The sequence below is a fragment of the Nostoc sp. NMS7 genome (assembly GCF_017115085.1).
Classification (GTDB): domain Bacteria; phylum Cyanobacteriota; class Cyanobacteriia; order Cyanobacteriales; family Nostocaceae; genus Nostoc.
This window is the reverse complement of the sequence record NZ_JABXKJ010000047.1, coordinates 1-23,021: the sequence shown is the minus strand read 5'-3', so window position 1 is coordinate 23,021 and position 23,021 is coordinate 1. Positions and strand designations below refer to the sequence as shown.

Sequence of the window (23,021 nt, the reverse complement as noted above, 5' to 3'; positions counted from 1 at the left end):
TTGAAGTAGTCGATGTTGAGAGTAAACTTCTCTTTTAATCCGGCATCATCCGAGACATTGGCACGAGTACAGTGCGTCAATGTTGGGAAACCCAAGGGTATCAATAGCCAGATGCCTTTTAATGCTGTTGGTGGCTTTGTAGAAACAAAAACCTTTCGACTTTACACTGGCATTGCAGGTATTTTTCACCGCTTGGGAGTCAATGATGATCAATGTCGTCCAGTACGGTTTTTTTTACCTGTTCACGAACAAGTCCTAAGTAAGACACTCATCAGTTCCTCGAATACCCCAGCGGTTCGCCACTGAATGCAAGTGCCAATAGACGGTGGAATAAGGGGGGAGGTCTTTAGGTAAGTCTTGCCAATTGCACCCATTTTTCAGTTGATAGAGAATTCCATTGAAGATATCTCGCAATGGGCCAGTTAGTCGGTCGAGTCTGCTTCTTGGTTGGTAATATCTCTTACAATAAGGGTTCAAAAATTTCCCATTCTGCATCAGTGAGGTCGCTGGAATACGTCATTAGCATTGGATTATAAATGCTGAGGAGTACCTTAATTCAAAACCTCATAAGATGTCAAATGGGTTCTATAGAGGTTTGTCACAAAAGAAAATTCAGCAACAGTTTATAAACAAGACTAGCTATTACGTCAATGAGGACAAATTTATAAATCGTCCATATTAGAAATGTAGATATTAAAAAATGTTGCAAAATAAAATAAGGGTAGTTATAAATTAGGTTTATCCATCGGGATTTGACTTAATTAAAAATTACTACACAGTTTTTATTAGCTAGCTCAAATTTTAATGTTGACAAGGTTTAAATTATAGGTCTAGCAAAATAAAACTTCAGCTATATCTGTCAAGAGTTTTACTTATCATTTTAATTTATATACCCAAGGGAATAAATTAGATAATGGACTTATAAATAGATATTTTTATGTTATAATAAACTGCAAAATATTCTTAGAAATTTCTAGACATTAAAGCTATAGCCTTTCCTAATAAGAATGAGGTGACAGCTTAACCTCACCCGGATAAAGCTGCGCTTGTATCTCCCCTCTCCGAACTCACACAGAGGGGTTAGGGGTGAGGTTTTGATATGTACTTCATGCACTTGGAAACCGCTATATGTCACTTTTAAGTTATACAGGACTTACGCAAACAATAGCCGAAAAGAATGATTTTCTTCTTATACCATTTCTTTTTGAAGATGTGCCTATGGAGCTTACCCAAAACTGCGCTGTAGGCGCAATACCCTGCGGGAAGCTAAAGCTACATGAATTGCCCCTACGTGAAGAAAGCGCAGCCTCACATAGAATTGGTATTAGGGGCAATACCCTGCGGTCAGCCTTCGTCTACATGAATTTCCCAGAGCGCGTGTAGTTTTGCGTAAGTCCTATTATATTTATTGCAAAAGTTTTGAATGCAATTATTTTTGCATTAGCAGCTTATCTAGTAGAGGGTTTTCTCTAAATTAAAGGTGGTTTCTAAAGATTTTTAGAAGCGATCGCCCCAGAAGACTCAGTTGAGAGCTATTTTTAGGTAAATAGACTCCCACTGTAGAGGCGCAGCAATGCTATGCCCTGACAACAGATGTGGTTTAAATAAATGAAACCTGTTGTAATAATTACGAATGACGGATTTTTAAAGACCGATGTTTGTAACGGACTATGCATAGTAGAACAATTAGCAATACCAGCGCTTTAATCATTGATGGCTCCACTACCCTCTTCACTTCCGTAGGGGTTTTAGGAGTAACATTACATGGAATCTCAATGATCTGTGTGTGATCAGAACCATTACCACTGGGAGTCAGATCGCATTCGCCTTTGCTGGTGAGAGACAAAGGTGTATGTATAGGTGTAAGTACAGGTATATTTCCTGAAGAAACAGATGCTTGAGCTGAAGAACTATCGCCATTCAGTAGTAGAAGCAAAATTAAAGCAAGACCCCCAATTCCGATTATTGGCCAGAGTGGAAAAGAATCAGAACTGTCTTGTACCAAAACATCTCCCACCGAGTCAGGGAAAGTATTGAGGTCCATTCCTTCTCCATCCAAGGCTAGTGGATTGTCACTCAGCAAAATATCTCCAGCGATATCTTCTCCCAAAAGCTGATTGAATTCTCCTGGAATCGCGTTATTGGGGCGTCCGAGTTCCCCACCATCTTCGGAGTAGGGAAAGGATAGTAGTTCAAAAATCCTCTGTTGGAGTTGGTTTTGATCTCCAGAACTCAAGGCATCCAAGCCTGTAGAGATTTTATTTAAATAAAAATTCCTCATCTCTGGCGACAGACCAAGAGATTGAATCTGCTCTTTAATGTTGGAAATTTTTGAGGCTTCCTCAAACAGCAGTCGTCCGTATGACATTTTCAAGTCTAGTAACCCATTACGGAGGCTGAGGGAGTTATTGATTCCTGAGTACGGTGCCCAGTAGAACTGCTTGGTTACAAGTCCGAGTCCTTCTACGGGGTTGCGACTAAAACTTTGCCCAAGAAGGTATTGAGAACCATCCATAATTGCCGGGGATTGGTTTCTCCAAAATGAGGCGAAAGGCACCGCAGAGAGATTGGGATTGTTACCGTAAAAGCTAGCGAAATCCTGGAAGTTTTTCTCCCCACCAGCTGCTTGTATCAGGAGATTTTGATAGTTAGTCCCGCCGTTTAAATCAACTAATTGCTGAACTACCGATCCAGTTTTATTGCAGCTCAAACCAAATCCCACATCACATGCAGGAATTACTCGCATCTGGCTCAAATTCTGGTTATTGATTTGGTACTGGAGATACTCAGACTCCAGTCCTTGTTGGATACCATAGCGTCCAATATTGAGCTGTGCAAAAGTAGATTGACATGTAGTGAGTACTATTGCAACAGATGAAAATGCAATGGTGGCGAAGCGAACCACTCTTGGCATCGCAATTCTTTGAACAATTGATTTAGGCAAAATGCACCTCCACTAAACGACAGCAATTTAATTGGGCATTGGACACTGGTTATTTCCCTCTGCTTCCCTACTCCCCAATTCAACTCTTAGGTAAAGAAATGTTGATCGTGATTCCTGTACCTTTGAGATTTCCTGATGAGAGTGGGTGATATAAGACCAATGCCCGGTTTGGTTGGTCGAAAAGAAACCCACGACGCGTAGGTTTGATCTTCCCTTGTTTTACTAAGGAAACGAAAGCTTCTAAATACCTACGTATACCTTGACGGTTCTCTTGACTAGTATTCAGATGATGCTGAATCAGCATCATAAAGAAGTCCAAGCTCCGATTTTCTTGCCCCTGAATCAGACTGCCTTCATCTAAGAAAGAACTTGCGATGAGTCTGCCATCAACTTGTTTAACTTTAAACAGAGTAAAGTAACGCCCTTCTTTTTTAGGATCGTTCGCATAACAGACCCAAGAACCCTCTTTATTCTGTGTAAAACCTTGTTCAGCAAGGTAAGAAAGTAAAGAATTACTTGTCTTAATTTGTAGTGGAGGTAATAAATTATCAATGGGATCTAAAGAGCAAATCCTCTGCGTTATTTTCTGTTGAGAAGCAGCAGCAGCTGACTGAGTATAGACACGTAAAGGCTGATCATCAGACATTGCCATGCTAGACATCGCAGCCAATGCAGATACTTGGAGAACGATCGCTCCAAACAAATGAACAATGATATTCATGTTTTTCCTGTTACACTTGCTTACGTTGTTAATAATCTAGTCGTTACTAAATCAGGATTGATCTAGCAGTCCGAAATAACTTCTTAAATTTAAGAGGTTGCCTGATTTGGTCGATGGTAAACTAAGTTTCCACCAATCAAATAGGACTTTTCTATAGGTAACTAACCACCAAGAGAAACAACATCTCAAGACAACAGACAATATGAATGTATTCTTGACAACACAAAGTCGGCTTTTTGATATTTTTAGATATACAAAAAACAATTGACACAGGGTCAAAACTTTTCTATTTACTATTGTCTAATTTTTTGCCATTATCAGAGGGTTTTATGCCTTCATAGCTGGCTGCCATGATTCCTAAAAAATGGCTTTCTTAGCTCTTTAGTATCTTTGTATAAGCAGAGTTTCAAAAGCTCTGTGCTTTGCACGTTCTGGCTTTTGTTGATTTCCGGGGTGGGTTGAATAATTTTTTGTTTTTTGGAGGTAGCACACCTAACTAGCTGTTTCAGCATGGTTAAAACTTGATGTATAAAATAATATCTCCTGAGAATAAAATAATATTACCATGAGCTTGAGGTATGCAACAGTATTGTGGACAGTTGTCAAACTTGTACACGGTGAATTATAACCACCTCTTGATTAAATTTTATGGCAAATAGACGAGAGTCAAAGTCAATTTATTCACACATTGATAGTATTTTACAACCTACTACTATGATGATTAAGTCAGTGCAAAATGTCATATATGTAACTTGGTTAACTAATGTAACTACGGAGAAAAATATCTTATTATAGCTGGATAAGCCTGATTATCTGAATTTTAAGCTACAAGCGATCGCATCAAACAAAGTTAAATTAGATTACTAAGTACAGAACACCCCAAAAGGCTATGGAATTTAATCATTCGTAAATTGGGTAGAAGGTTCGCGTCCTATAGGGAAGTGAAACCGAACATCAAGTCTGAATATTTCCAAACCCCTTTTACGATGACGTGTACTAAGTATAAAATTTCTGATTTAGCAAGTCGTTGTTGCCACAGACTTTATAAGCGTCTAAGGCTGAGATTGCCGACTTGTCTAAGTGTTGTTTACAAATGATTAAGTAGGGCTATATATTGTCACGACTAAAGAGTATGTCCTTAAAATTGCTCTGTAGATAGAGGAATATCCTGAGCAAAGCTGGTATATTTAGAAGTCTGATTAGTAACAATTCTTGAGTAAAATTAAGAGATTAACTTGGTATTTTTACAAGCCTTGGCAATATGAATGTGGAATTTTTTAACAGGATTCCTTTGATGCCTTTAATATTACTCTTATTGGCTTATACTCTCCTGGGATGGTATCTTGCGACTAATCATATAATTTGGTTAGTGGGAGCTTTTGTTGCTGCTATGGTTATAGCTGTAGTGCGAAAGAGTGTTTCTTGGTTAGAGCGTTTAGTTGAATTTGGCTCTCAAACCTTAATTGTCATATTATTTTTAAGTATATCAATTGCTTTAGTAGCAACTTGGTCATTATTATTCAGCCTTTTTCTCATCCCCTTAGCAACTACGTTTTTAGGTGATTTGGAAATGCGCTTTTCTGGCTTCAACAAGCTAGATTCCTTTTGGGTTTTAACAGTCATAGCCGTATTGGGTTTGGTAGTGGGCGAAGCAATAGATATTCTACTTTTTCCCAGTAGCAGATACTAAATGATTAAGGATAAAAATATATTTTTATTACTAATTATCGGTGCATATATATACCTTAATATTATAATTTATTCTTAAAAATTTAAATTTAATGGCAATAAATCACCAGAAAATAGGACTTTAGAATAGGGGTATATTAAGCGATCGCTGCCCCAAAAAGATAAGGCTTTAAAATTTTGAATTCCCTCCCTTGGGGTTGACAATGCCAATTTTAGATTAAAGGAATAATCTAAAATCCAAAATTGATTGACTGAGTATAAATTCAAGTAAAGGAAACTTCGCAAAGAAATATGATGGGGTTACAATGAAAGAAGGTCTTAATTACAGGTGCAACATCAGGTATCGGTCAGGCGATCGCGATCAGACTTATTCAACAAGGGTGCAATATCGCCATCGATTACTGCAAAGACCCTAAAGCTGCGGCAGACACACCAATGGGGCGTGCTGGTTTCTCTGAGTAAATGGCAGCCGCAGTAGCTTTTTTAGTTCGGATTAAGCCGCCTACATCACCGGATAAACCTTGTTTGTAGATAGTAGATTGACTTTGGATGCTGACTTCCGGGAAAACTGGTCAGCTTGAGGTAAGGGTTGCGTATTTTCCACAAGAGAGCCGATACATACCATTAGTGGAATTAGACGTCCATGACTAGCGCGATCAATAATAACAGTCTGCTGTCAGCAGAAGCCTGGAAATTGTTGGAAAATTCCATAATTTATTACCAGGGAAAACCCATTGGGACTGTAGCCGCCCACGATCCGGAATTAGATGCACTCAATTATGACCAGTGTTTCCTCCGCGATTTTGTCCCTTCTGCCTTGGTGTTTCTCATGGACGGCAAACCAGAGATTGTCCGTAACTTTTTAGTAGAAACACTGAAATTACAAAGTCATGAAAAGCAGATAGACTGCTTTGAACCGGGAGCGGGGTTAATGCCTGCAAGTTTCAAAGTACATTTTAATGGGAATGAGGAATTTTTGGTCGCTGATTTTGGTGAGCAGGCGATCGCTCGTGTTCCCCCAATTGATTCCTGTATGTGGTGGATTCTCCTGTTACGGGCTTATGAAAAAGCTACAGGCGATTTGGCTCTAGCACGTCAGCCAGATTTTCAAGCAGGAATCAAGTTAATTTTGGATCTTTGCCTGGTACATCGCTTTTCCATGTACCCAACAATGTTAGTTCCTGATGGCGCGTTTATGATTGACCGTCGTATGGGAGTCTACGAACATCCTCTAGAAATTCAGGTGTTATTCTACGCGTCCCTCAGGGCTGCTAATGAATTGCTTTTACCAGATGGGGATGGCGATGGCTACATTGGCAAAGTCAATAGGCGATTGGGATCTTTGAAATATCATATCCGCAACTATTACTGGCTAGACCTGAAGCGATTGGGGGAAATCTATCGTTACAAAGATAACGAATTTGGTAAAGAAATTGTTAATAAATTCAACATCAATTCAGAATCAATCCCCAGTTGGTTGACCGAGTGGTTGCCCGAAACTGGAGGATATTTAGCTGGAAATCTGGGCCCGGGACGGATAGATTTTCGCTTTTTTGCTCTGGGAAATCTGATGGCAATCTTAGCTTCCTTAGCAAGCGAAAAAGAATCTCAAAGCATTATGAATTTATTTGCCCAACGTTGGCAAGACTTGATCGGCTATATGCCTGTTAAAATCTGCTTTCCAGCAATGGATGGTTTAGAGTGGAGAATTGTAACAGGATGTGACTCTAAGAACAGGGCTTGGTCTTATCACAACGGCGGTAACTGGCCGGTTTTACTGTGGTTATTTACTGCTGCGGCACTGAAAGCAGGTCGAACAGAACTTGCCCAAGCAGCGATCGCCATTGCCGAAAGGCGTTTATTTAAGGATCAATTCCCAGAATACTACGATGGCAACAATGGTCGTTTGATTGGCAAAGAAGCGAGAATTTATCAAACTTGGAGCATCGCCGGATTGCTAGCTGCTAAACAGTTCCTAGAAAATCCAGAGTACTTGGAATTAATCAGCTTTACCGAGGGTCTTGAAGGCCCAGGCTGTAGCATCTAGGTACTGATTGCCCCACAAGGCTCTAAAGAGAACGATGATTTAGCAGTGTAACTATACAGGGTGTCTCTGCTAACTAGTACAGTGGGCGCGTAAATCCAGCTACCATCTCAATTAACCAGACACATGATAGACAACCTGCTCACAGCAACTGATTAAAGCTAGGCAAACTTCCGCCTGTACTAGCTACACTGACAGTAAGATCACAAGCAACTAAACTTTTAGTAAGTATAAGTTAATAAATAGCCGATTTGTGCTAGGTAAAATCGTGATCAACAGGTTGCGGCGATCGCACAGCCTTTTCTCTACCTTGGACTGCGCCAACGAGTGACCCTGCGTCTGAATCCCCTTCTAAAATACCGGATAACTGATACACTATATTGTAAGAGGTATCTGAAGTGTCATACTTTCTAATATCACAAGATAGTCTTTGCATCCTTAACACGTTTTAACGTGTATAAACCATGAAAATTACTTCAGATTTAATTCCAGAATTTGAAAAACTATTCAGAGAAAAATTACAACTAAACAATTGTAAACTCAGAAAGAAAAGACAAGAGAATAATTATGAAATTATTACTCCAGCGAAAGACATCTTTTTAATGTATTGGTCAGAATTCCCAGAAGTTAACTTAATCTATCAGGCTGTAGGGGTACGTACTCACCAGACTGAAGTTTATGAGCGAGCTATCCGTTCCCACATTAGTTTTTGTGTGAGCAGTATCAAGGAGAATCCTCACTTGGAATCACCATTGTTGGTGAAATAAGTAATACTCAGATAACACCGAGAATGCTTACTAAACTCTCGTCAGTTTTTGTTATATAACTGACGAGAGTGGATTACCGAAAATCTGGTGATCGAGAGATGAAAGTCGAATCTAAAAAAAATCAAGATCAGCTAGATTATAAAACCTTGTTAGCGAATGCAAAGCAAGCCTTAAAAGTTGAATATCACAAATCAGCTGCTTTAGCGTCCCAACTGCAATCCATAAAAACTCAGTTAGAGCAAGTTCCGGCTGAAAACAAAACTCTCAGGGAGAGTGCTTATGAAGATGTAATTACAGCTATTTTCAGGTAAATAGACTACGCAGTAAGGGCACAGCAATGCTGTGCCCCTACTACAGATGTGGTTCAAATAGATGAAAACTACTGTAAGCACTTTGAAGCGCGTACTCAAGCAGCAAAAGCACTAGCACTGAAAACAGAAGTGCGCCAAAGATTCCTTGAAGCCAATGGTTGCAAGGATGATCAGAGCTTCGATAGTCTATGGAATAGGATTAAAAATAAGATTCAGATCCAAGAGGGTGAAGTGAGAATTGTTGCTCAAAATGGCACTCCCAAATTCAGCTTAACGGGCAGCATGATGACTTTGAGTGATTTCATTCAATCCCTCAAACAAGACCTAATCTCTGGAAAATCTTTCTTGAACTAGAGAGCCAAATTATTCACAGTTATTCATCTTCGTCTCCTGGCGGTCGTTCGCTCTCGCTTTGTTGGGCGTTCCACTCCAAAACAATGCGTTCCAACATCTCAACTTGCGTACAGTTATTAACATCTGCATATACTTTAATCAACTCCCTCACTTTCGGACTAACGTGGCGAATCTCTAGTTGGTTATCTTGTACCATGTCCATTAAGTTTTAGTGTCCATTACATATCTTGAACCATTAAACTATGGCTGTTGCGATAAATTTTGAATTATTTAGTTTTAAAATCGCTTAACTTGGCGGGGCTGCTTCTTCAAAGGGACGGATAATCGCAGGGGCTGGTGTAACTTCTGGTTTAAAAATTCCTTGCAATGCTTGTTCTAAGGTTTGTGCCATGACAATCCGGTTTTCGTAAGCCACCACTACGCGCACCAAAGTTGGTAAACTATTCTGTGTGGCTTCTAGATAGATTGGCTCGACATAGAGCAGCGATTGGTCAATGGGAATTACTAGTAGATTCCCTTGAATGGCTCTCGAACCCTGGCGATTCCACAGAGAAATTTGCTGGGAAATTACTGGGTCTTGGTTAATCCGCGCCTCGATTTGCTCTGGGCCGAAAACTAGGCGTTCCTTAGGAAAGACATATAGAACTAGCCTACCGTAGTTCTTGCCATCCGATCGCGCTGCTAACCAAGCGATTAAATTAGTCCGTTGTTTGGGAGTATAGGGCAGAAGCAGGATAAATTCTTCTTTACGAGAGGCTGCGCCAACAAAGGGTACGGTGGGTAAACTAGTAATCAAATAGTACGGTTCTACCGGACGTGTTTCACTACCATAGATTTCGTTGGGGATTTGCCACTGGTCTTCCCGATTGTAAAATACCTGGGAGTCAGTCATGTGATAGGTCATCAACCGCTCAGATTGAATTTTGAAAAAGTCCACCGGATACCGGGTATGACTACGGAGATTTACTGGCATTGTACTGAGCGGTTTAAACATTTGGGGAAATATCGCTGACCAAGTGGCAATGATCGGATCGCTCTGATCGGCAATGTAAAACTTAACAGTGCCGTGATAGGCATCAATAACTACCTTGATCGAGTTGCGAATGTAGTTGATCCCATCTCTACCAGAGTCTGAATAAGGATAGCGATCGCTCGTCGTGTAGGCATCAACAATCCAGTAAAGATAACTGGGATTATTTGGGAAATCTTGATTAGCAGTAGCTACTAAATAGGGATCGCTGTCAAATTTTAAAAAAGGTGCGATCGCTTCAATTCTTTGCTTGACATTTCGCCGAAGTAGCACCTTTGTATCTGGCAAAAAGTCCCGTGTCAGCAACATCTGCCAATCTTTCAAATACATTGCAAATAGCCAGCGTCGCCATCCTGAACCGATTTCAACGCCACCCAAACCATCGTAAGAGTTGTAAACATTGTCACTACCACTAGGGTAGTCTAGCTCTCTAACTTTTGTGCTAGTCATCACATAAGTATTAGTGATTTCACCGTAATAAATTCGCGGTTGTCCAATGGGAATGCTTTCACGAATCGCTTCATTGGAAGTTGTGAGGGCGCTACTATTACCGCTAATATCTTTCACAAAATATTCTGGTAGCCCACCCGGCCCAACTGTATTAACTGGGCTAACAGTAAACCCAAAACCGTGGGTATAAATAAGGCGGCGGTTAACCCATGTTTGAGCTTCCTGTGGTACGGCACTGTAGTCTAATTCTCGTGCGGCAATCAGTACCTGTCGCCGTTCTGTTGGTTCTGGCGGCTTTTGGGTGGCTGATGGTCGGCGTGAAATTACATCTGTTTTGAGAGTATAGCGGTCAATATCGGCATCAGGAAACCGATAGTAAGGCCGAATTTGTTGCAGTTGACGGTTAGTTTCTAACAATGGTCGCTGATCCCACAGGCGAATATTCCGAATTGTCAAGTCATTCTTTTGAATATCAGCTTCAGTCAATCTTCCTTGCGGGTTGAAAATTTTGGAATCGATCGCATCTAAATCAAATGCTTGGCGAGTCAAGGCGATAGTACGCTGAATGTAGGGTTGCTCTCGTTGCAACTCATTCGGTTGAACAATTAAATATTGCACCAGACTAGGTAGAACACTCTCAGCCACTGTAACCAGTATTAGATAAACGCCCAACCCGTAAAACACTAAGGGACGATACTGAGATTTGGGTTTCCAGAAAAATGTTCGCCAAAGTAGGTAAAAGGCGATCGCTACTGCTAGGATGCACAAAACGGTGTCAGCTGGCAACTGCGCTGTCACATCCGTATAGTAGGCACCATAACTTACTCCACGGGTAGAATACACCAGTTCATAGCGACTCAGCCAATAACTCAGTGCCACTACCAGCATCAACAAGCTACCCATCCCGGATAAATGACGCTGCTGCTGGGGCGAAAAACCGGGGAAAATTCCCTGACTCAAACTGTCACCTGACAGGAGATAAGTGAGAGTAACGGCGAGGAAGCCATACAAAGATAATCCCATCAGCCAGAGTTCTACCAGTTCCCAAAAGGGTAAGGAAAATATGTAAAAGCTGATGTCTCGACCAAATAAAGGCTCAGTGCTGTTGAAAAGGGTGGGGTGGAAATATTGCAGCACCTTTGGCCAGTGTTGGAATAGGATGAACCCAAAAATGGGACAGAACAAAAGTGCGATCGCAGTTAATAAAAATTGGGGATAGATTAAAATTGCGATCGCGCCGACCACAATTAAACCGAGATCCCAGACTTGAGAGACAATTTGCCTTAAGAGTTGCCAGATTGTCTCTGGTCGAAATCGGGCGGGAATCGGTAGACTAGCGTTATTAACTGGAGAATGCCAGTAGAAAAGAGTAATTTGACCATAGTGAGCCAGCATCAACCCGATCAATAAGCTCAGTAACAGAGTCAGGGGTAATAACCAGCGCAATCTTAATGGTTGAAAGCGTTGCAGCGCAACTATCCGGGTTTCGTTGCGTCTTGGATAACGAGGACTGAGAAAATTTGTTAATTCACTCCCCAGTTCTGCTTCCTCACGCCTGACTTCCTCAATCTTCAAAAACTGGGGATATTTTAGCCGTTGTGCGAGAGCCAGATTTAGCAGTAGATAGACAGCAGTGATCCCAGCCACCACTAACCACAAAACACCACCAGTTACCACCCTCAACAGAAATACTTGGAGATAGCCGACTTCCTGAAACCAAAAAATCTCTGCTCCCAGGCGGGAACCCAGATCCAACACTAGCCACAGCCCCAAGAATATAATTAATAGTCTAAAGCCCCATTTCCAATACATTGATATGTAATTTAACTTTAACTGTAGATGTGCTAAAAGTCGTAGGTAAGCAATTTGATATTCGGTTTGAATTGCAACAAGCCCTCATCGGTGGTGCAGCAATTGACGCTACAGGCGAACCTCTACCATCTGCCATATCTACTTTTTAATTAGTATTTTGCTATTTAGAAAATATTTGCAAATGAAACCTTGCTTTAGTGTCAAGTTATTTCCGATCCTCTCCAGGACAAATGCGACTTCCTTGGGATGAGTGGGAAGCCAATAATGGAGAAATAGAAAAAGTAGCGGAAAAATTTATTTTTGCTAAATGTTATAACCCGCAGTTTGTCGGTAGCATACTACAAAAGTAAGGGTAGGATGAGGAGGAAGCGCAGTGCTAGGTATCGGAAAGCCATAACTCGCAAGGCTTCGTAGAAAGTTAGGTGTTAACAAATCTTTTGAAAAATCTGTAAGCCTTATATGTTACAGTCTACAAGTCTTGACGCGATAGAAGACCTCGCGCTATACCCCCAATCCCCTTTTATGCTGAAATTTGCTGGAAGGTGGGCTAATGGTGCTTTCATATCAAAAACGTAATCATTATAATCAATCCAATTACCATTACCTCTATTTCTCCAACCAACGCGATCGCCAAACCCCTTCCAAATTTTTTCGTCGTAATGTCTGGTTCCCCCCAGACTTTGATAAATACGATTTTGTACTGAAAAGCCAAAATGTCGATTGCTATACTTTACCCAAAGTTGGTCAATAATGCGGAGGTCTTCACAAGGAAAACTAGGAATGCTTTTATAATCAAACCAATTTTCTCTCCCTGTTACTGCCAGCATAACTCGGTCTGTTTCCTGATCTGCTTCTTTCCACTTCCCTGCTGCAAGAAAATCTCGCAGTCGGGTATAGTCCATCTTTGAGGATTTTAGATTTTGGATTTCCTGTATTTGTTGTCTCGGATGAGATTTTGGATTTAGTAATTCTAACCATTCTCGTCCCGTCTGCGATCTATCTTGCGGTTCTAACGCCATTCCTTTGATAATCGCATTATTCACACGATCGCTAATGTCAGAATTAAACTGCTTTGGCGCTTTTAAGGGAATATCGCCATCTTTTCGATAATTAGCAGGTATAGGAATTCTACCAGTCAATAAACTATACAAAGTTGCAGCTAAAGCATAAACATCAGTATAAGTTCCAAAACGTCCCTGCCTTTCATACTGCTCCACTGGTGCATAGCCTTCTGTTTTAGAATTGGTCATGCTGAGGGTTTTACCAATGGTAAACTTACGCGCCAGACCAAAGTCAATCAAAACTGCTTCTTGTTTTGCATCGCGCAAAATAATATTATTCGGCTTGATATCCCGATGTAAAAAGCCTTGTTGGTGAACACATTCTAATGCTTGTCCAACTTGATTGATATAGCGTAATGTTTCATCCTCTGATAAGTGTCCGTGCTTATCAACGTAAACTCCTAAATCATCCCCATTAACGTATTCCATCACCATTCCCCACAATCCAACTTCTTGTATCACTTCATGGACTTTGACAATATGGGGATGCTGACAACCTCGTAACCGTAACGCTTCGTTAACAAATTGTTCTTGCTTTTCGTGGAAGTCACCTTGACTTTGCTGTATCGGATTGAGGGTTTTGATGGCAAATAATTTACCCGTGCGCTGTTCTAGTGCGCTATAGGTGACACCAAAGCCACCACCACCAAGCACTTTTTCAACGATGAATCTGCCGTTTTTGAGGGGTTGATTGGGTGTCCAAAGTTGCATAGATGCGCTAACTAATAACTGCTGAGTAGAATTTAACCTTTATTTAAGGCTGTTGTCGTCCCTCCTCAATACTGGCGAAGATTTCCTCAAGGGTGATATCTCCTAATATTTGATCCCGATCTCACGTATAATCTCCACTACCCCTCTTAAATTGCTGCATAAATCGCACCATGCCATCATGACCAAGGGTTTTAGTTAGCGCTTCTATTCCCAACCGCCTAATCTTAGCCTGAGAAAGTTTAGTTACATCTAGCATTTTCATATTTGTAACTTTGGGCAGAACATCTGAACTTTCAACCTGCGATATTCGCCTTTTTTCGATTCGGGTAACTATTTCCTCAATAGTAGGATTTCCCAATATTTCATCCCTATCTCGCGTGTAATCACCCCTGCCTATATCGAATTGATGCATAAATAGCCCCATTCCTGCTGGGCCAATAGCTAAACTCAGCGTATCTATTCCTAATTTCTGAATTTCAGTTTGAGTCAACTTACTCACATCGATCATTTGTAACCTCTCTGAGCCACTGAAGCGGGTTCTCTACTCTAACTTGTAGCAAGTCTTTGTGCCTTGCAGCCAAACGTAACATTCTGTCATCAGTTGTGAGCAAAACATCGGCTTTGCCAGCTTCTGCACAAGCAATATGCAACGCATCGTAATCTTTAAACCCCTTTTGAGCAAGTTTCCTACTACGAGACTCGATTTGTTGGGTTATATCGACTTTGCTCATCGCTAAAGCAGCCCAAATCTGCATCTGCCGTTTTCTTGCTCCTTCAGGAGTTTTCCGAAGCTCATCATCAAAGGTTTCGCTTCCTTGCAGCCACCAATCACCCATTTGAACAATAGCCAAAATGCGAAGCACCGCCTCAGTTTCCAAACGAATCCGTTCTTGTGTCTGGTCATCAAAAGGGCGATTCAGACAACACACATCTAAATAAATTAAAAACTCCATCGGTACATTTTGCTGGGTATGATATTTGATCTGCAAGCATTTACCCAGTAATAACCAGCTATGACCCAGAACTACCGCATTACTCTACTTCCCGGCGATGGCATTGGCCCTGAAATTATGGCAGTGGCGGTAGATGTGCTAAAAGTCGTAGGGAAGCAATTTGATATTCAGTTTGAATTCCCAGAAGCCCTTATGGGTGGTGCCGCAATTGACGCTACAGGGGAACCCCTACCATCTGTCACTCTAGAGACTTGCCGTAATAGTGATGCTGTGTTACTCGCTGCGATTGGTGGCTATAAGTGGGATTCCCTACCATCTAATTTACGCCCAGAAGCAGGTTTGCTGGGGCTACGTGCAGGTTTGGGATTATTTGCCAATTTGCGCCCAGCGAAAATTTTGCCCCAGCTAATCGACGCCTCGACTTTGAAACGTGAAGTTGTCGAAGGCGTGGATATTATGGTGGTGCGTGAACTCACTGGCGGCATTTACTTCGGTAAACCCAAGGGTATTTTTGTTACGGAAACTGGTGAGAAACGCGGTGTAAATACAATGGTTTACACAGAGTCAGAAATTGAACGTATTGGGCGGGTGGCCTTTGAAGCAGCTAGAAAACGCGGCGGAAAACTTTGTTCGGTGGATAAGGCGAATGTATTAGAAGTATCTCAGTTATGGCGCGATCGCATCACCCAACTTTCACAAGAATATCCAGATATTGAACTCTCTCATTTATATGTCGATAATGCTGCTATGCAGTTGCTACGCGCTCCCAAGCAGTTCGACACCATAGTTACAGGCAATTTGTTTGGTGATATTCTCTCTGATGCTGCTGCTATGCTCACGGGTAGTATTGGGATGTTACCCTCAGCTAGTTTGGGTGCTTCTGGCCCTGGTGTGTTTGAACCAGTTCACGGTTCCGCCCCAGATATTGCCGGACAGGATAAAGCTAATCCTCTAGCACAGGTTTTGAGTGCGGCGATGATGTTACGCTACGGTTTAGACCAGCCAAAGGCAGCAGACCATATTGAACAAGCCGTATTGCAAGTTTTAGAGCAGGGCGATCGCACAGGGGATATAATTTCTCCAGGTAAAAATCTTTTAGGTTGCCGTGCTATGGGCGATGCACTAATTAGAGCGATTGAAGGAAAATAATTTAATAATTAATGCAACTTGGGCAATTTGGCAACCTTTCCTATAAGTTTCGGGTAGACTAAAGAGAAATCTAGCAAGCAAATAACAGTCGATAGTGTACGCATTACGACAAGGACAAGCAAATTTTACCGCCCCAAAAAACCAGCCGCCTTTGATTGATCCCGCCGTAATCAGAGCTGCTGGGCAGATATACTACACTCACTGTGAAGTACATCCCGAAATAGCTGGGCAACCTTCAGGTGTAGCAATTAATCGCATGAATCATCGAGGTAAGGTTATTTTTACTAACCAACCAGTTCTCTTACCTCAAGAATGTTTTGTGCCCTTGAGTCAAATTGAATCGCATATCTATTAGTCATTAGTCATTGGTCATTAGTCATTGGTCATTAGTCACTTGTACTGAGCGAACGCGAACAGCGTCTCGTAGAGAAGCCGTTGGCGTAGCCTCTCGTAGAGAAGTATTAGTTCTGGACAAAGGACAAAAGATAAACGACAAATGACAAAGGACAAATGACAAAGGACAAATGAGTGTATGGACATTTTGTTCGCCGTTCCGGCGAGTGTAATGGTCTTTGCTTTGGGTGCATCTATTGGCAGTTTTATCAACGTTATTGTTTATCGCCTACCTGCTGGGTTGTCAATTCTTTGGCCGCCCTCTCGTTGTCCTAAATGCTTAAACCAGCTAAAAGCTTACGACAATGTACCAGTGTTCGGCTGGATTTCGTTAAGAGGGCGGTGTCGATATTGCAAAAGCAAAATTTCTGTCCGTTATCCCGTGGTAGAAGGGGTAACGGGCATAATTTTTTTACTGGTTTTTTTGGTATTTCAAGTTTCAACTTTAACAATAGGCTATTGGGCTTTTTGCAGTTGGTTATTGGCACTATCGCTCATCGACCTAGATACAATGACCTTACCCAATCGACTTACTCAGTCGGGTTTAGTAGTAGGGATTTTGTTTCAAATGGTGGTTGGTTATTTACCAGAAGCTAGTTCCGTGGCATTGGTAAATCAGCTGATGATGGCGATAGTCGGTGCAGTATTGGGTTTATGGCTGTTTGATGCGATCGCCTTATTCGGTTCAATTGCCTTTGGGAAAGCTGCAATGGGTGCGGGTGATGCCAAGTTAGCAGCCATGATGGGAGCCTGGTTAGGCTGGAAATATTTGCTCTTGGCTAGTTTTATTGCTTGTGCGCTGGGAGCGTTAGTTGGTAGCGTTGTTATTATACAGCGATCGCGACAAAGGTTAGGACAAAAGATGCCTTTTGGCCCTTTTCTGGCTTTAGGATCTGTGATCACTCTGTTTAGCGGCGAAGCCATTTTGTCCAGCTACCTGCGGTTATTTTTTCTAGCGTCTTGAATTGCAGTAGGGAGTGGGGGGATGAGGGGACAAGGGGGACAAGGGAGACAAGGGGAATAACCTATGCCCAATGCCCAATGCCCAATACTTCTCTACGAGAGGCTGCGCCAACGACTTCGCTACTTCGACCCTTCGACGTAGGCTCAGGGCAGGCAAGCTCAGTACAAGTCAGTACAAGTGCCCAATGCCCAATGCGCTTTGATCAGAAATTTTTATAATTCGTGACTGTAACCAGCATTACCCCATCTGCCCTTCATATTTTGATAATATTCAGCTTGTGACTTGTATTACCCTCTTAACGACGATTAACCGTTGGCAAGTACAACTAGTGCAACAGATGCTGATTGCTCATGACGTAGCAATAGGAATAATTGATTTGGGTGGGAGGGGGAAAGCATCTTATTTGGAGGTTGGTATTCTCACGGTGTCAGTACATCCATATAATTAAGTCTGCTGAAAAAAGAGCAAAAGACTTGTATTGGTATAAGTATTTTCGTTAAGCTGGCAACCAAAGATGAAAATTCCGGTACGAATTGCTTAAAAGCGTAATTTAACGATGTAGTCATTAGTCATTAGTAAAGACAAATGACAAAAGACTAAGAACAACCCGACGATACGGCTTGACATGTTTTCGACCTCATACCCAGTTAAAATAAAAAATGGCTAACAACGAAGAATCACGCGGTTTAAAGTCTCTATTTGATTGGTTTGCAAATCGACGCAAATCAGGATCTACCAGCCTCGAACGCCAAGAACGTGATATTGCTGATGGTCTGTGGCATAAATGTTCTAAATGTGGCGTGTTGGCATATACAAAAGACCTGAAAGCTAATCAGATGGTTTGTGTTGAATGTGGTCATCACAATCGGGTAGACAGCGATGAACGCATCCGTCAATTGATAGATCACAATACCTGGAAACCTCTGGACGAGCATTTGCGCCCAACCGATCCCCTGGAATTTCGCGATCGCAAACTCTACAGCGATCGCCTACGAGAAACACAAGATAAAATTGGCTTAATAGACGCGGTTAAAACTGGTTTAGGTCAAATCAACGGTTTGCCCATTGCCCTTGGGGTTATGGATTTCCGTTTCATGGGTGGTAGCATGGGTTCGGTTGTGGGAGAAAAACTCACCCGCATGATTGAGCAAGCCACTCAACGGCGTTATCCTGTAGTTATCGTCTGCGCCTCTGGTGGTGCCAGGATGCAAGAAGGAATGCTCTCGCTGATGCAGATGGCGAAAATTTCCGCAGCCCTCCAGCGCCATAAAGACGCCCGACTATTATATATTCCCGTTTTGACCAATCCCACAACAGGCGGCGTTACCGCAAGTTTTGCCATGCTGGGCGATATCACTTTGGCAGAACCCAAGGCAACCATTGGTTTTGCCGGTCGGCGAGTGATTGAGCAAACCCTACGGGAAAAACTACCCGATAATTTTCAGACTGCTGAAGATTTGCTCCAGCACGGTTTTGTTGATGATATCGTACCCCGTACCCAATTAAAGAACATACTAGCCCGGCTGATTGCCCTACACCAGCCAGTATTAACAACACCTCCTATGGTGTTGTGGGAAACAATGTCCTTGACTTCTACCGCCGCAGAATAAACAAAAGTTATGAGTCAGGAGTAGGAAGCGAAAAATTCATAACTCCTCACTCCTAACTCCTAACTTCTAAGTCCTAAGCTTGTAAATGGGGAATGAAACATGGTTTAGTAACTTTTAATCCTTTTGAAGGGATGTACAATGAGCTTCCCAAGCATAAGTGGCAGGATAATTCACAACCTAACGCCTTCAGTGAAGAAGAGAAAGAAAAAATAATTCAGGCTTTTAAAAATCACTAACCATCTAAAGGTATAGGCTACAGTTATTATTCACCATTTGTGGAGTTTTTGTTTTTAACAGGATGCCGACCATCAGAAGCTATCAGTTTGCAATGGAAGCATATTACACCTGATTGTTCTCAAATTACCTTTGAAGGCGCATTAGTTCAGGTGGGAAATGGTGAAAGGGTGAGGGTTAATGGCTCTAAGAACAATAAAAAGCGGGTTTTTAACTGTAACCAACGACTACAAGAATTAATTTTAAAAATTAAACCAGAACATCTTGAGCCGGAATCTTTAAGATTTCCATCACCAGAAGGATTATCAATAAGCTTTCTTTACCCAATATCCTCTAGGTGGTTTTTCTAAGCCATAAGCTTTACACCACTTTTCTACAGCCTTATCAGACACGCCCAAATCTCTGCCAATTTGTGCGGTTGGCTTTTCCCAAACTAGTTTTTCCAGTTCTTCTTTTGATGGTCTTTCTACTTTTCTGGTGTGAATTCTAGAGTCTGGGTTAACCTTTCTAGTTGTTAAATCAAGGCCAAACTCCTTATAGGTTCGCTTAGACGCTGCTTCAGTAAAGTCTACAAAATCCTCCCACCAGTAAAAGGGTGTAGGTGAATTAGGTATCTGGGTAGTTATGTAGCAACCATTAAAGTTAATTGATGGATAAACAACTTTATCTATGTCAGGTAGATAAACAGCATAAAAGTCAAAGTCATTTACTTTATACTTTTTCTGATGAGTACCATTTTTATCTACCCAAATAGTTTTATTTACTACCCTGTTGTCTCCCGCGTATTTAGCTTGTATTTTGTAAAATTTATCATCTTTGTAGGCAACAAAATCAAAAGGTAAATGCTCACAAACAAATGGTGTGAGAATCAAGTATCCTTTAATCGTTAGATCAGCGATCGCTTTTATAGCAGCAATATCGCCTTTATTCTTGGTATGATGCAGCAATAACGAACCCTCAATCGAGAGAACTATGATATCACTTCAGAGTGCTTGAGGGTTCATATTTAGTTAAAACGAGCGCGGCAGGGTTCGAACCTGCGACCGATTGCTTAGAAGGCAATTGCTCTATCCACTGAGCTACGCGCCCAACATAAAATAATGGCTCCCAAAGGAGTCACCTAGATTATTATATCCTCCTCACCTACCAAGAAGCAATCGAAAATTGCAGATTTACCACTAGCAAGGCTAAGATGCTAGTCGCTAGTTAGTCAATCTACACCGAAAACGAAACAGATGGGATATTGGTTTAGATATAATATTGTCTTTTCAAAGGGTTATTTGCCCGTTAGCGCCAATGCCCTCTGGGCGGCTAGCTTCGGGAAGTATCTGGCGATCGCCAGGCTCATTTCCACAGTAAGTTAGGTAATTTCAGCCTTGGCGATGCTGCCAAATCCGATTATATATTCCATATTAAGAGTGCCCCTGTGAGGAGTTATTTGCTAGTACCATGTTTATTCTCAAACGGCAGGATGTTGAAATATCAAGCATTCAGCACCCAAAAAAGGATCAGCAGGTGCCGATTCTCAGTTATCAAGGGCAGACTTTTCGCTTGATTAGTGTCTTCAAAGCTAGTCAAGATGAAGAAGCTAGAGCCTTATGGAGAGAATTAACGGATAACCGGGGTAAAGCCTGTGTTTTACTGGAAGAACCGGAACGCTTTAGCGTCTGGGGTAAAATCCGTTTAGAGCAGCTGGGTAGTGACACAGGTGGTCATGGGAAAACGGGGATTTTAATCCAAGCCAGTATTTTGCTGTTACAAGGTGTTTATATCGACATTGAAGAGTTTTTAGGTGCTAAACAAGCTGCATTATTTGAGAAAGATATTGCGGAAGTATTACAGCAGAAGCAATTTCCCCAAGCATCTACCCTAGAAACAGTTAAATACTTGGTATCTACGAATCCTTTGCCGACAGCCAAAATGCCTGATTGGCAAGAAAATGATGTAGTTATTATGTTACAAGAACTACACCGACTAGGAAAGGCGTATTTTGGCAACGCTAATTTTACCAAACAGGTGATTTATAAGCTAGAAGATATGCCAGAAGGCGAGCGATCGCTGTTTATCAGTTGGCTAAATCAATCGCCACTGGGTAAACTATGGCAGTAGCAGGGAAATTTTTAATTAAAGTTCCTGCCACTGGCACTTGCTTTTGGTGTCAGATTGTGTATTATTTGGCAGACAAACTACTAGCCACACAGTCTTTTAACTCAAAATACTGCCAGAGTGCATCTACATAAGTCTTGCCCTATGAATAACTCTTACGAGAATTCGTTTCTTTCTAGATCAATTTTCACCACTCAGAACATTGTCTTAGCTAATATTGGCTGGGGCGTACTGGCACTGTTATACTTTTTGTTATTTAGTGCCAAAGTTCCCGGAGCAGATGGCATAGAAAGCCGCGCCGAGTGGTATGTGATTGGCACAAATATTTTTGAAGCTTTAGCTTATTTGAGTGCCAGTATCTTATGCTTGAGGAATTGGCTAAGTCCGCAAATCGTCAGTGGACGGAATGTTTGGCTCTTAATTAGCTTAGGTATGCTTTCCTATTTCGTTGGGGGGATAATTTTTGGCTACACCGAAATAGTTTTAAAAGATGAACCGGATGTGTCTTTAGGGGATATATTTTTTGTACTGACTTATCTATTACTTGGCGCAGGCATGATTTTAGCTGTGACTTCCAGGCGAATCAATCTGGAAAAATGGCAGTGGCTAATTGTGTTAGCAATTGCAGTGTTCGGTAGTTTCTTGGCATGGTGGATTTCTATGCAACAGGAAAAACCCTCAATATTGCTAATCGCTATTTTGAACTGGTTTTACGTAGTTAGCGATGTGGTTTTGTTAATTATTGCTACGACTCTGCTGTTAGCCTTTTGGGGGGGAAGAGTTTCCCAGTCTTGGCGAATGATTGCAGCAGCGGTCTTTTCGCTCTACATTGCAGATATGTGGTTTAAATACGCCCAAGGCCCCAATTATCAAAGTGGGGAGATATTAGAAGTGTTTTGGGTGTTTAGTGGAGTGTTATTTGGCATGGGCGCTGTCTTAGAATATGACGCATCACTAAGACGAACGCGGCGTACCGGCGGACGAAAACGAGCTTAGTAAAGATTTTTGGTATCTACCGTGAGAAAATTAACAGACTCTGACAAGCAAGAAATTCTGAAGTTATATCGAGAGACTGCCGAAACAACCTCAACTTTGGCAGACCGCTATGGTGTGAGTAACTCGACAATTAGCCGCCTGCTCAAAAGTACTTTGCCAGAAGATGAGTATGAATACTTAGTCTCTTTAAAGCGGGCTGCAAGAACTCCTGAAGGAAGAGCGCAGGTAAGTTACGAGCAGTTACCCCTGCTGAGTGAACCAGAGCCGGAGATAGAAGTTCCACCCACTGAAAGCCAACCCTTGGAAGTGCCAAAGGTTGAGCCACAGAGGCGTCGGGTAATTCATGTAGAGCAGGAACTTTACTCAGAGGAAACGGCGGAATCAATCGCCGCTAGTAGACGGGTGCGGCGACGCCCCTCGGCATCGGAAAAACCGAAGCTGCGAGTCACAGAGAAACTAGAAACTCCAGAGCCAAAGCCACTGGAAATAGTCAGCATCCCCATCCCCGCGCTAAAGGATGAACATCCAGCAGCGGCCGTCCTCGCGCACCTGCTGGGCGAAGATTTGCTGGATGAATCAGAGGATTTGGACGATTTAGAAGATGATGATTTAGAAGATGACGACTTTGAAGAAGAAGACTTTGATGATGATGACCTGGATGAGCAAAGACCTTTAGTTACAAAACGCAGACCCGGTGAAGCATCAGTTCAAGTTTTACCTCT

The 23,021-nt window shown here is 41.8% G+C and carries 27 protein-coding genes and 1 tRNA gene; 17 read left to right on the top strand and 11 right to left on the bottom strand.

All coding sequences use genetic code 11. From position 1 onward, the window contains the following. Positions 1–12 precede the first annotated feature (12 nt). Complete coding sequence (locus tag HWQ38_RS03750; protein WP_292790125.1) at positions 13–306, top strand: hypothetical protein; 294 nt, start codon at positions 13–15, stop codon at positions 304–306. On the opposite strand, the gene HWQ38_RS40330 is transcribed toward HWQ38_RS03750, so the two are convergent. The 3 genes from HWQ38_RS40330 to HWQ38_RS03740 all read right to left on the bottom strand — a co-directional run bounded on the left by HWQ38_RS40330 (position 256) and on the right by HWQ38_RS03740 (position 3,665). Then, entirely contained in the window at positions 256–495 is a 240-nt protein-coding gene (locus tag HWQ38_RS40330) for a transposase (RefSeq protein WP_366933225.1), read from the bottom strand. The two genes, HWQ38_RS03750 and HWQ38_RS40330, sit on opposite strands and share 51 nt — an antisense overlap. A gap of 1,132 nt (positions 496–1,627) precedes the next feature. Then, positions 1,628–2,944 (bottom strand): hypothetical protein, encoded by a 1,317-nt coding sequence (locus tag HWQ38_RS03745; RefSeq protein ID WP_292790124.1) that lies wholly within the window; start codon positions 2,942–2,944, stop codon positions 1,628–1,630. A gap of 79 nt (positions 2,945–3,023) precedes the next feature. Beyond that, complete coding sequence (locus HWQ38_RS03740) at positions 3,024–3,665, bottom strand: hypothetical protein (protein ID WP_292790122.1); 642 nt, start codon at positions 3,663–3,665, stop codon at positions 3,024–3,026. 1,261 nt (positions 3,666–4,926) lie between these two features. Here HWQ38_RS03740 and HWQ38_RS03735 point away from each other — a divergent pair. From HWQ38_RS03735 to HWQ38_RS03725, 3 genes are all read left to right on the top strand, one after another. Further along, a complete protein-coding gene (locus HWQ38_RS03735; RefSeq protein WP_292790121.1) occupies positions 4,927–5,355 on the top strand; it encodes a hypothetical protein in 429 nt (142 codons plus the stop codon). Positions 5,356–5,675: 320 nt separating this feature from the next. Then, positions 5,676–5,816, top strand: coding sequence for a hypothetical protein (locus tag HWQ38_RS03730; RefSeq protein WP_366933226.1), 141 nt, complete (start codon positions 5,676–5,678; stop codon positions 5,814–5,816). Positions 5,817–5,997: 181 nt separating this feature from the next. Then, entirely contained in the window at positions 5,998–7,401 is a 1,404-nt protein-coding gene (locus HWQ38_RS03725; protein ID WP_292790119.1) for a glycoside hydrolase 100 family protein, read from the top strand. Between the two features lie 253 nt (positions 7,402–7,654). Here the strand turns inward: HWQ38_RS03725 and HWQ38_RS03720 are convergent, their stop codons facing one another. Beyond that, positions 7,655–7,834, bottom strand: a complete 180-nt coding sequence (locus HWQ38_RS03720; protein WP_292790117.1) for a hypothetical protein — start codon at positions 7,832–7,834, stop codon at positions 7,655–7,657. 28 nt (positions 7,835–7,862) lie between these two features. Here HWQ38_RS03720 and HWQ38_RS03715 point away from each other — a divergent pair, with 28 nt between their 5' ends. From HWQ38_RS03715 to HWQ38_RS03705, 3 genes are all read left to right on the top strand, one after another. Beyond that, a complete protein-coding gene (locus HWQ38_RS03715) occupies positions 7,863–8,165 on the top strand; it encodes a hypothetical protein (protein ID WP_292790115.1) in 303 nt (100 codons plus the stop codon). Positions 8,166–8,263: 98 nt separating this feature from the next. Next, complete coding sequence (locus HWQ38_RS03710) at positions 8,264–8,476, top strand: hypothetical protein (protein WP_292790113.1); 213 nt, start codon at positions 8,264–8,266, stop codon at positions 8,474–8,476. A gap of 48 nt (positions 8,477–8,524) precedes the next feature. Beyond that, positions 8,525–8,830, top strand: a complete 306-nt coding sequence (locus tag HWQ38_RS03705) for a hypothetical protein (RefSeq protein ID WP_292790111.1) — start codon at positions 8,525–8,527, stop codon at positions 8,828–8,830. A gap of 19 nt (positions 8,831–8,849) precedes the next feature. Here the strand turns inward: HWQ38_RS03705 and HWQ38_RS03700 are convergent, their stop codons facing one another. The 5 genes from HWQ38_RS03700 to HWQ38_RS03675 form a co-directional block, all read right to left on the bottom strand. Beyond that, a complete protein-coding gene (locus HWQ38_RS03700; protein ID WP_292790110.1) occupies positions 8,850–9,032 on the bottom strand; it encodes a hypothetical protein in 183 nt (60 codons plus the stop codon). A gap of 84 nt (positions 9,033–9,116) precedes the next feature. Further along, complete coding sequence (locus HWQ38_RS03695; RefSeq protein WP_292790108.1) at positions 9,117–12,122, bottom strand: UPF0182 family protein; 3,006 nt, start codon at positions 12,120–12,122, stop codon at positions 9,117–9,119. A 455-nt stretch (positions 12,123–12,577) separates the two neighbouring features. Further along, positions 12,578–13,894 (bottom strand): serine/threonine-protein kinase, encoded by a 1,317-nt coding sequence (locus HWQ38_RS03685; protein WP_292790107.1) that lies wholly within the window; start codon positions 13,892–13,894, stop codon positions 12,578–12,580. Between the two features lie 121 nt (positions 13,895–14,015). After that, positions 14,016–14,402 carry a hypothetical protein gene (locus tag HWQ38_RS03680; RefSeq protein WP_292790106.1) on the bottom strand — a complete coding sequence of 129 codons (387 nt, stop codon included), beginning with the start codon at positions 14,400–14,402 and terminating at the stop codon, positions 14,016–14,018. Continuing rightward, positions 14,386–14,883 carry a PIN domain-containing protein gene (locus HWQ38_RS03675; protein ID WP_292790105.1) on the bottom strand — a complete coding sequence of 166 codons (498 nt, stop codon included), beginning with the start codon at positions 14,881–14,883 and terminating at the stop codon, positions 14,386–14,388. Before HWQ38_RS03675 ends, HWQ38_RS03680 begins: the two co-directional genes overlap by 17 nt. Before the next feature lie 24 nt (positions 14,884–14,907). Here HWQ38_RS03675 and leuB point away from each other — a divergent pair, with 24 nt between their 5' ends. From leuB to HWQ38_RS03640, 7 genes are all read left to right on the top strand, one after another. Next, entirely contained in the window at positions 14,908–15,996 is a 1,089-nt protein-coding gene (leuB, locus tag HWQ38_RS03670; protein WP_292790104.1) for a 3-isopropylmalate dehydrogenase, read from the top strand. Positions 15,997–16,090: 94 nt separating this feature from the next. Then, positions 16,091–16,351 (top strand): hypothetical protein, encoded by a 261-nt coding sequence (locus tag HWQ38_RS03665; RefSeq protein ID WP_292790102.1) that lies wholly within the window; start codon positions 16,091–16,093, stop codon positions 16,349–16,351. A 177-nt stretch (positions 16,352–16,528) separates the two neighbouring features. After that, positions 16,529–17,353, top strand: a complete 825-nt coding sequence (locus tag HWQ38_RS03660) for an A24 family peptidase (protein ID WP_292790101.1) — start codon at positions 16,529–16,531, stop codon at positions 17,351–17,353. Between the two features lie 77 nt (positions 17,354–17,430). Next, positions 17,431–17,571, top strand: coding sequence for a hypothetical protein (locus tag HWQ38_RS03655; protein ID WP_292790099.1), 141 nt, complete (start codon positions 17,431–17,433; stop codon positions 17,569–17,571). 59 nt (positions 17,572–17,630) lie between these two features. After that, positions 17,631–17,801, top strand: a complete 171-nt coding sequence (locus HWQ38_RS03650) for a hypothetical protein (RefSeq protein WP_292790097.1) — start codon at positions 17,631–17,633, stop codon at positions 17,799–17,801. 211 nt (positions 17,802–18,012) lie between these two features. Next, positions 18,013–18,963, top strand: a complete 951-nt coding sequence (gene accD, locus HWQ38_RS03645; protein WP_292790095.1) for an acetyl-CoA carboxylase, carboxyltransferase subunit beta — start codon at positions 18,013–18,015, stop codon at positions 18,961–18,963. A 92-nt stretch (positions 18,964–19,055) separates the two neighbouring features. Next, positions 19,056–19,199, top strand: coding sequence for a hypothetical protein (locus tag HWQ38_RS03640; RefSeq protein WP_292790093.1), 144 nt, complete (start codon positions 19,056–19,058; stop codon positions 19,197–19,199). A gap of 303 nt (positions 19,200–19,502) precedes the next feature. Here HWQ38_RS03640 and HWQ38_RS03635 read toward each other — a convergent pair whose 3' ends face one another. Together HWQ38_RS03635 and HWQ38_RS03630 are read right to left on the bottom strand one after the other, a co-directional pair. Further along, positions 19,503–20,144: a group I intron-associated PD-(D/E)XK endonuclease gene (locus HWQ38_RS03635; RefSeq protein WP_292790091.1), complete on the bottom strand. Its 642-nt coding sequence runs from the start codon at positions 20,142–20,144 to the stop codon at positions 19,503–19,505. A 69-nt stretch (positions 20,145–20,213) separates the two neighbouring features. Further along, positions 20,214–20,286 (bottom strand) — tRNA-Arg (locus HWQ38_RS03630). Between the two features lie 360 nt (positions 20,287–20,646). On the opposite strand from HWQ38_RS03630, the gene HWQ38_RS03625 reads away from it, so the two are divergent. From HWQ38_RS03625 to HWQ38_RS03615, 3 genes are all read left to right on the top strand, one after another. Further along, positions 20,647–21,306, top strand: a complete 660-nt coding sequence (locus HWQ38_RS03625; protein WP_292790090.1) for an Npun_F0813 family protein — start codon at positions 20,647–20,649, stop codon at positions 21,304–21,306. A 141-nt stretch (positions 21,307–21,447) separates the two neighbouring features. Beyond that, positions 21,448–22,299, top strand: a complete 852-nt coding sequence (locus tag HWQ38_RS03620; protein ID WP_292790088.1) for a hypothetical protein — start codon at positions 21,448–21,450, stop codon at positions 22,297–22,299. Between the two features lie 21 nt (positions 22,300–22,320). Continuing rightward, positions 22,321–23,021: transposase (locus tag HWQ38_RS03615; RefSeq protein ID WP_292790086.1), on the top strand; the 701-nt coding region annotated here is incomplete at its 3' end.

Bases quoted from the DNA above. Each gene is read 5' to 3' on its own strand.
- HWQ38_RS03750 (WP_292790125.1), top strand. From the start codon at position 13: ATGTTGAGAGTAAACTTCTCTTTTAATCCGGCATCATCCGAGACATTG.
- HWQ38_RS40330 (WP_366933225.1), bottom strand. From the start codon at position 495: ATGCAGAATGGGAAATTTTTGAACCCTTATTGTAAGAGATATTACCAA.
- HWQ38_RS03740 (WP_292790122.1), bottom strand. From the start codon at position 3,665: ATGAATATCATTGTTCATTTGTTTGGAGCGATCGTTCTCCAAGTATCT.
- HWQ38_RS03735 (WP_292790121.1), top strand. From the start codon at position 4,927: ATGAATGTGGAATTTTTTAACAGGATTCCTTTGATGCCTTTAATATTA.
- HWQ38_RS03725 (WP_292790119.1), top strand. From the start codon at position 5,998: ATGACTAGCGCGATCAATAATAACAGTCTGCTGTCAGCAGAAGCCTGG.
- HWQ38_RS03720 (WP_292790117.1), bottom strand. From the start codon at position 7,834: ATGCAAAGACTATCTTGTGATATTAGAAAGTATGACACTTCAGATACC.
- HWQ38_RS03715 (WP_292790115.1), top strand. From the start codon at position 7,863: ATGAAAATTACTTCAGATTTAATTCCAGAATTTGAAAAACTATTCAGA.
- HWQ38_RS03710 (WP_292790113.1), top strand. From the start codon at position 8,264: ATGAAAGTCGAATCTAAAAAAAATCAAGATCAGCTAGATTATAAAACC.
- HWQ38_RS03700 (WP_292790110.1), bottom strand. From the start codon at position 9,032: ATGGACATGGTACAAGATAACCAACTAGAGATTCGCCACGTTAGTCCG.
- HWQ38_RS03695 (WP_292790108.1), bottom strand. From the start codon at position 12,122: ATGTATTGGAAATGGGGCTTTAGACTATTAATTATATTCTTGGGGCTG.
- HWQ38_RS03685 (WP_292790107.1), bottom strand. From the start codon at position 13,894: ATGCAACTTTGGACACCCAATCAACCCCTCAAAAACGGCAGATTCATC.
- HWQ38_RS03680 (WP_292790106.1), bottom strand. From the start codon at position 14,402: ATGATCGATGTGAGTAAGTTGACTCAAACTGAAATTCAGAAATTAGGA.
- leuB (WP_292790104.1), top strand. From the start codon at position 14,908: ATGACCCAGAACTACCGCATTACTCTACTTCCCGGCGATGGCATTGGC.
- HWQ38_RS03660 (WP_292790101.1), top strand. From the start codon at position 16,529: ATGGACATTTTGTTCGCCGTTCCGGCGAGTGTAATGGTCTTTGCTTTG.
- HWQ38_RS03655 (WP_292790099.1), top strand. From the start codon at position 17,431: ATGCCCAATACTTCTCTACGAGAGGCTGCGCCAACGACTTCGCTACTT.
- accD (WP_292790095.1), top strand. From the start codon at position 18,013: ATGGCTAACAACGAAGAATCACGCGGTTTAAAGTCTCTATTTGATTGG.
- HWQ38_RS03640 (WP_292790093.1), top strand. From the start codon at position 19,056: ATGAAACATGGTTTAGTAACTTTTAATCCTTTTGAAGGGATGTACAAT.
- HWQ38_RS03625 (WP_292790090.1), top strand. From the start codon at position 20,647: ATGTTTATTCTCAAACGGCAGGATGTTGAAATATCAAGCATTCAGCAC.
- HWQ38_RS03620 (WP_292790088.1), top strand. From the start codon at position 21,448: ATGAATAACTCTTACGAGAATTCGTTTCTTTCTAGATCAATTTTCACC.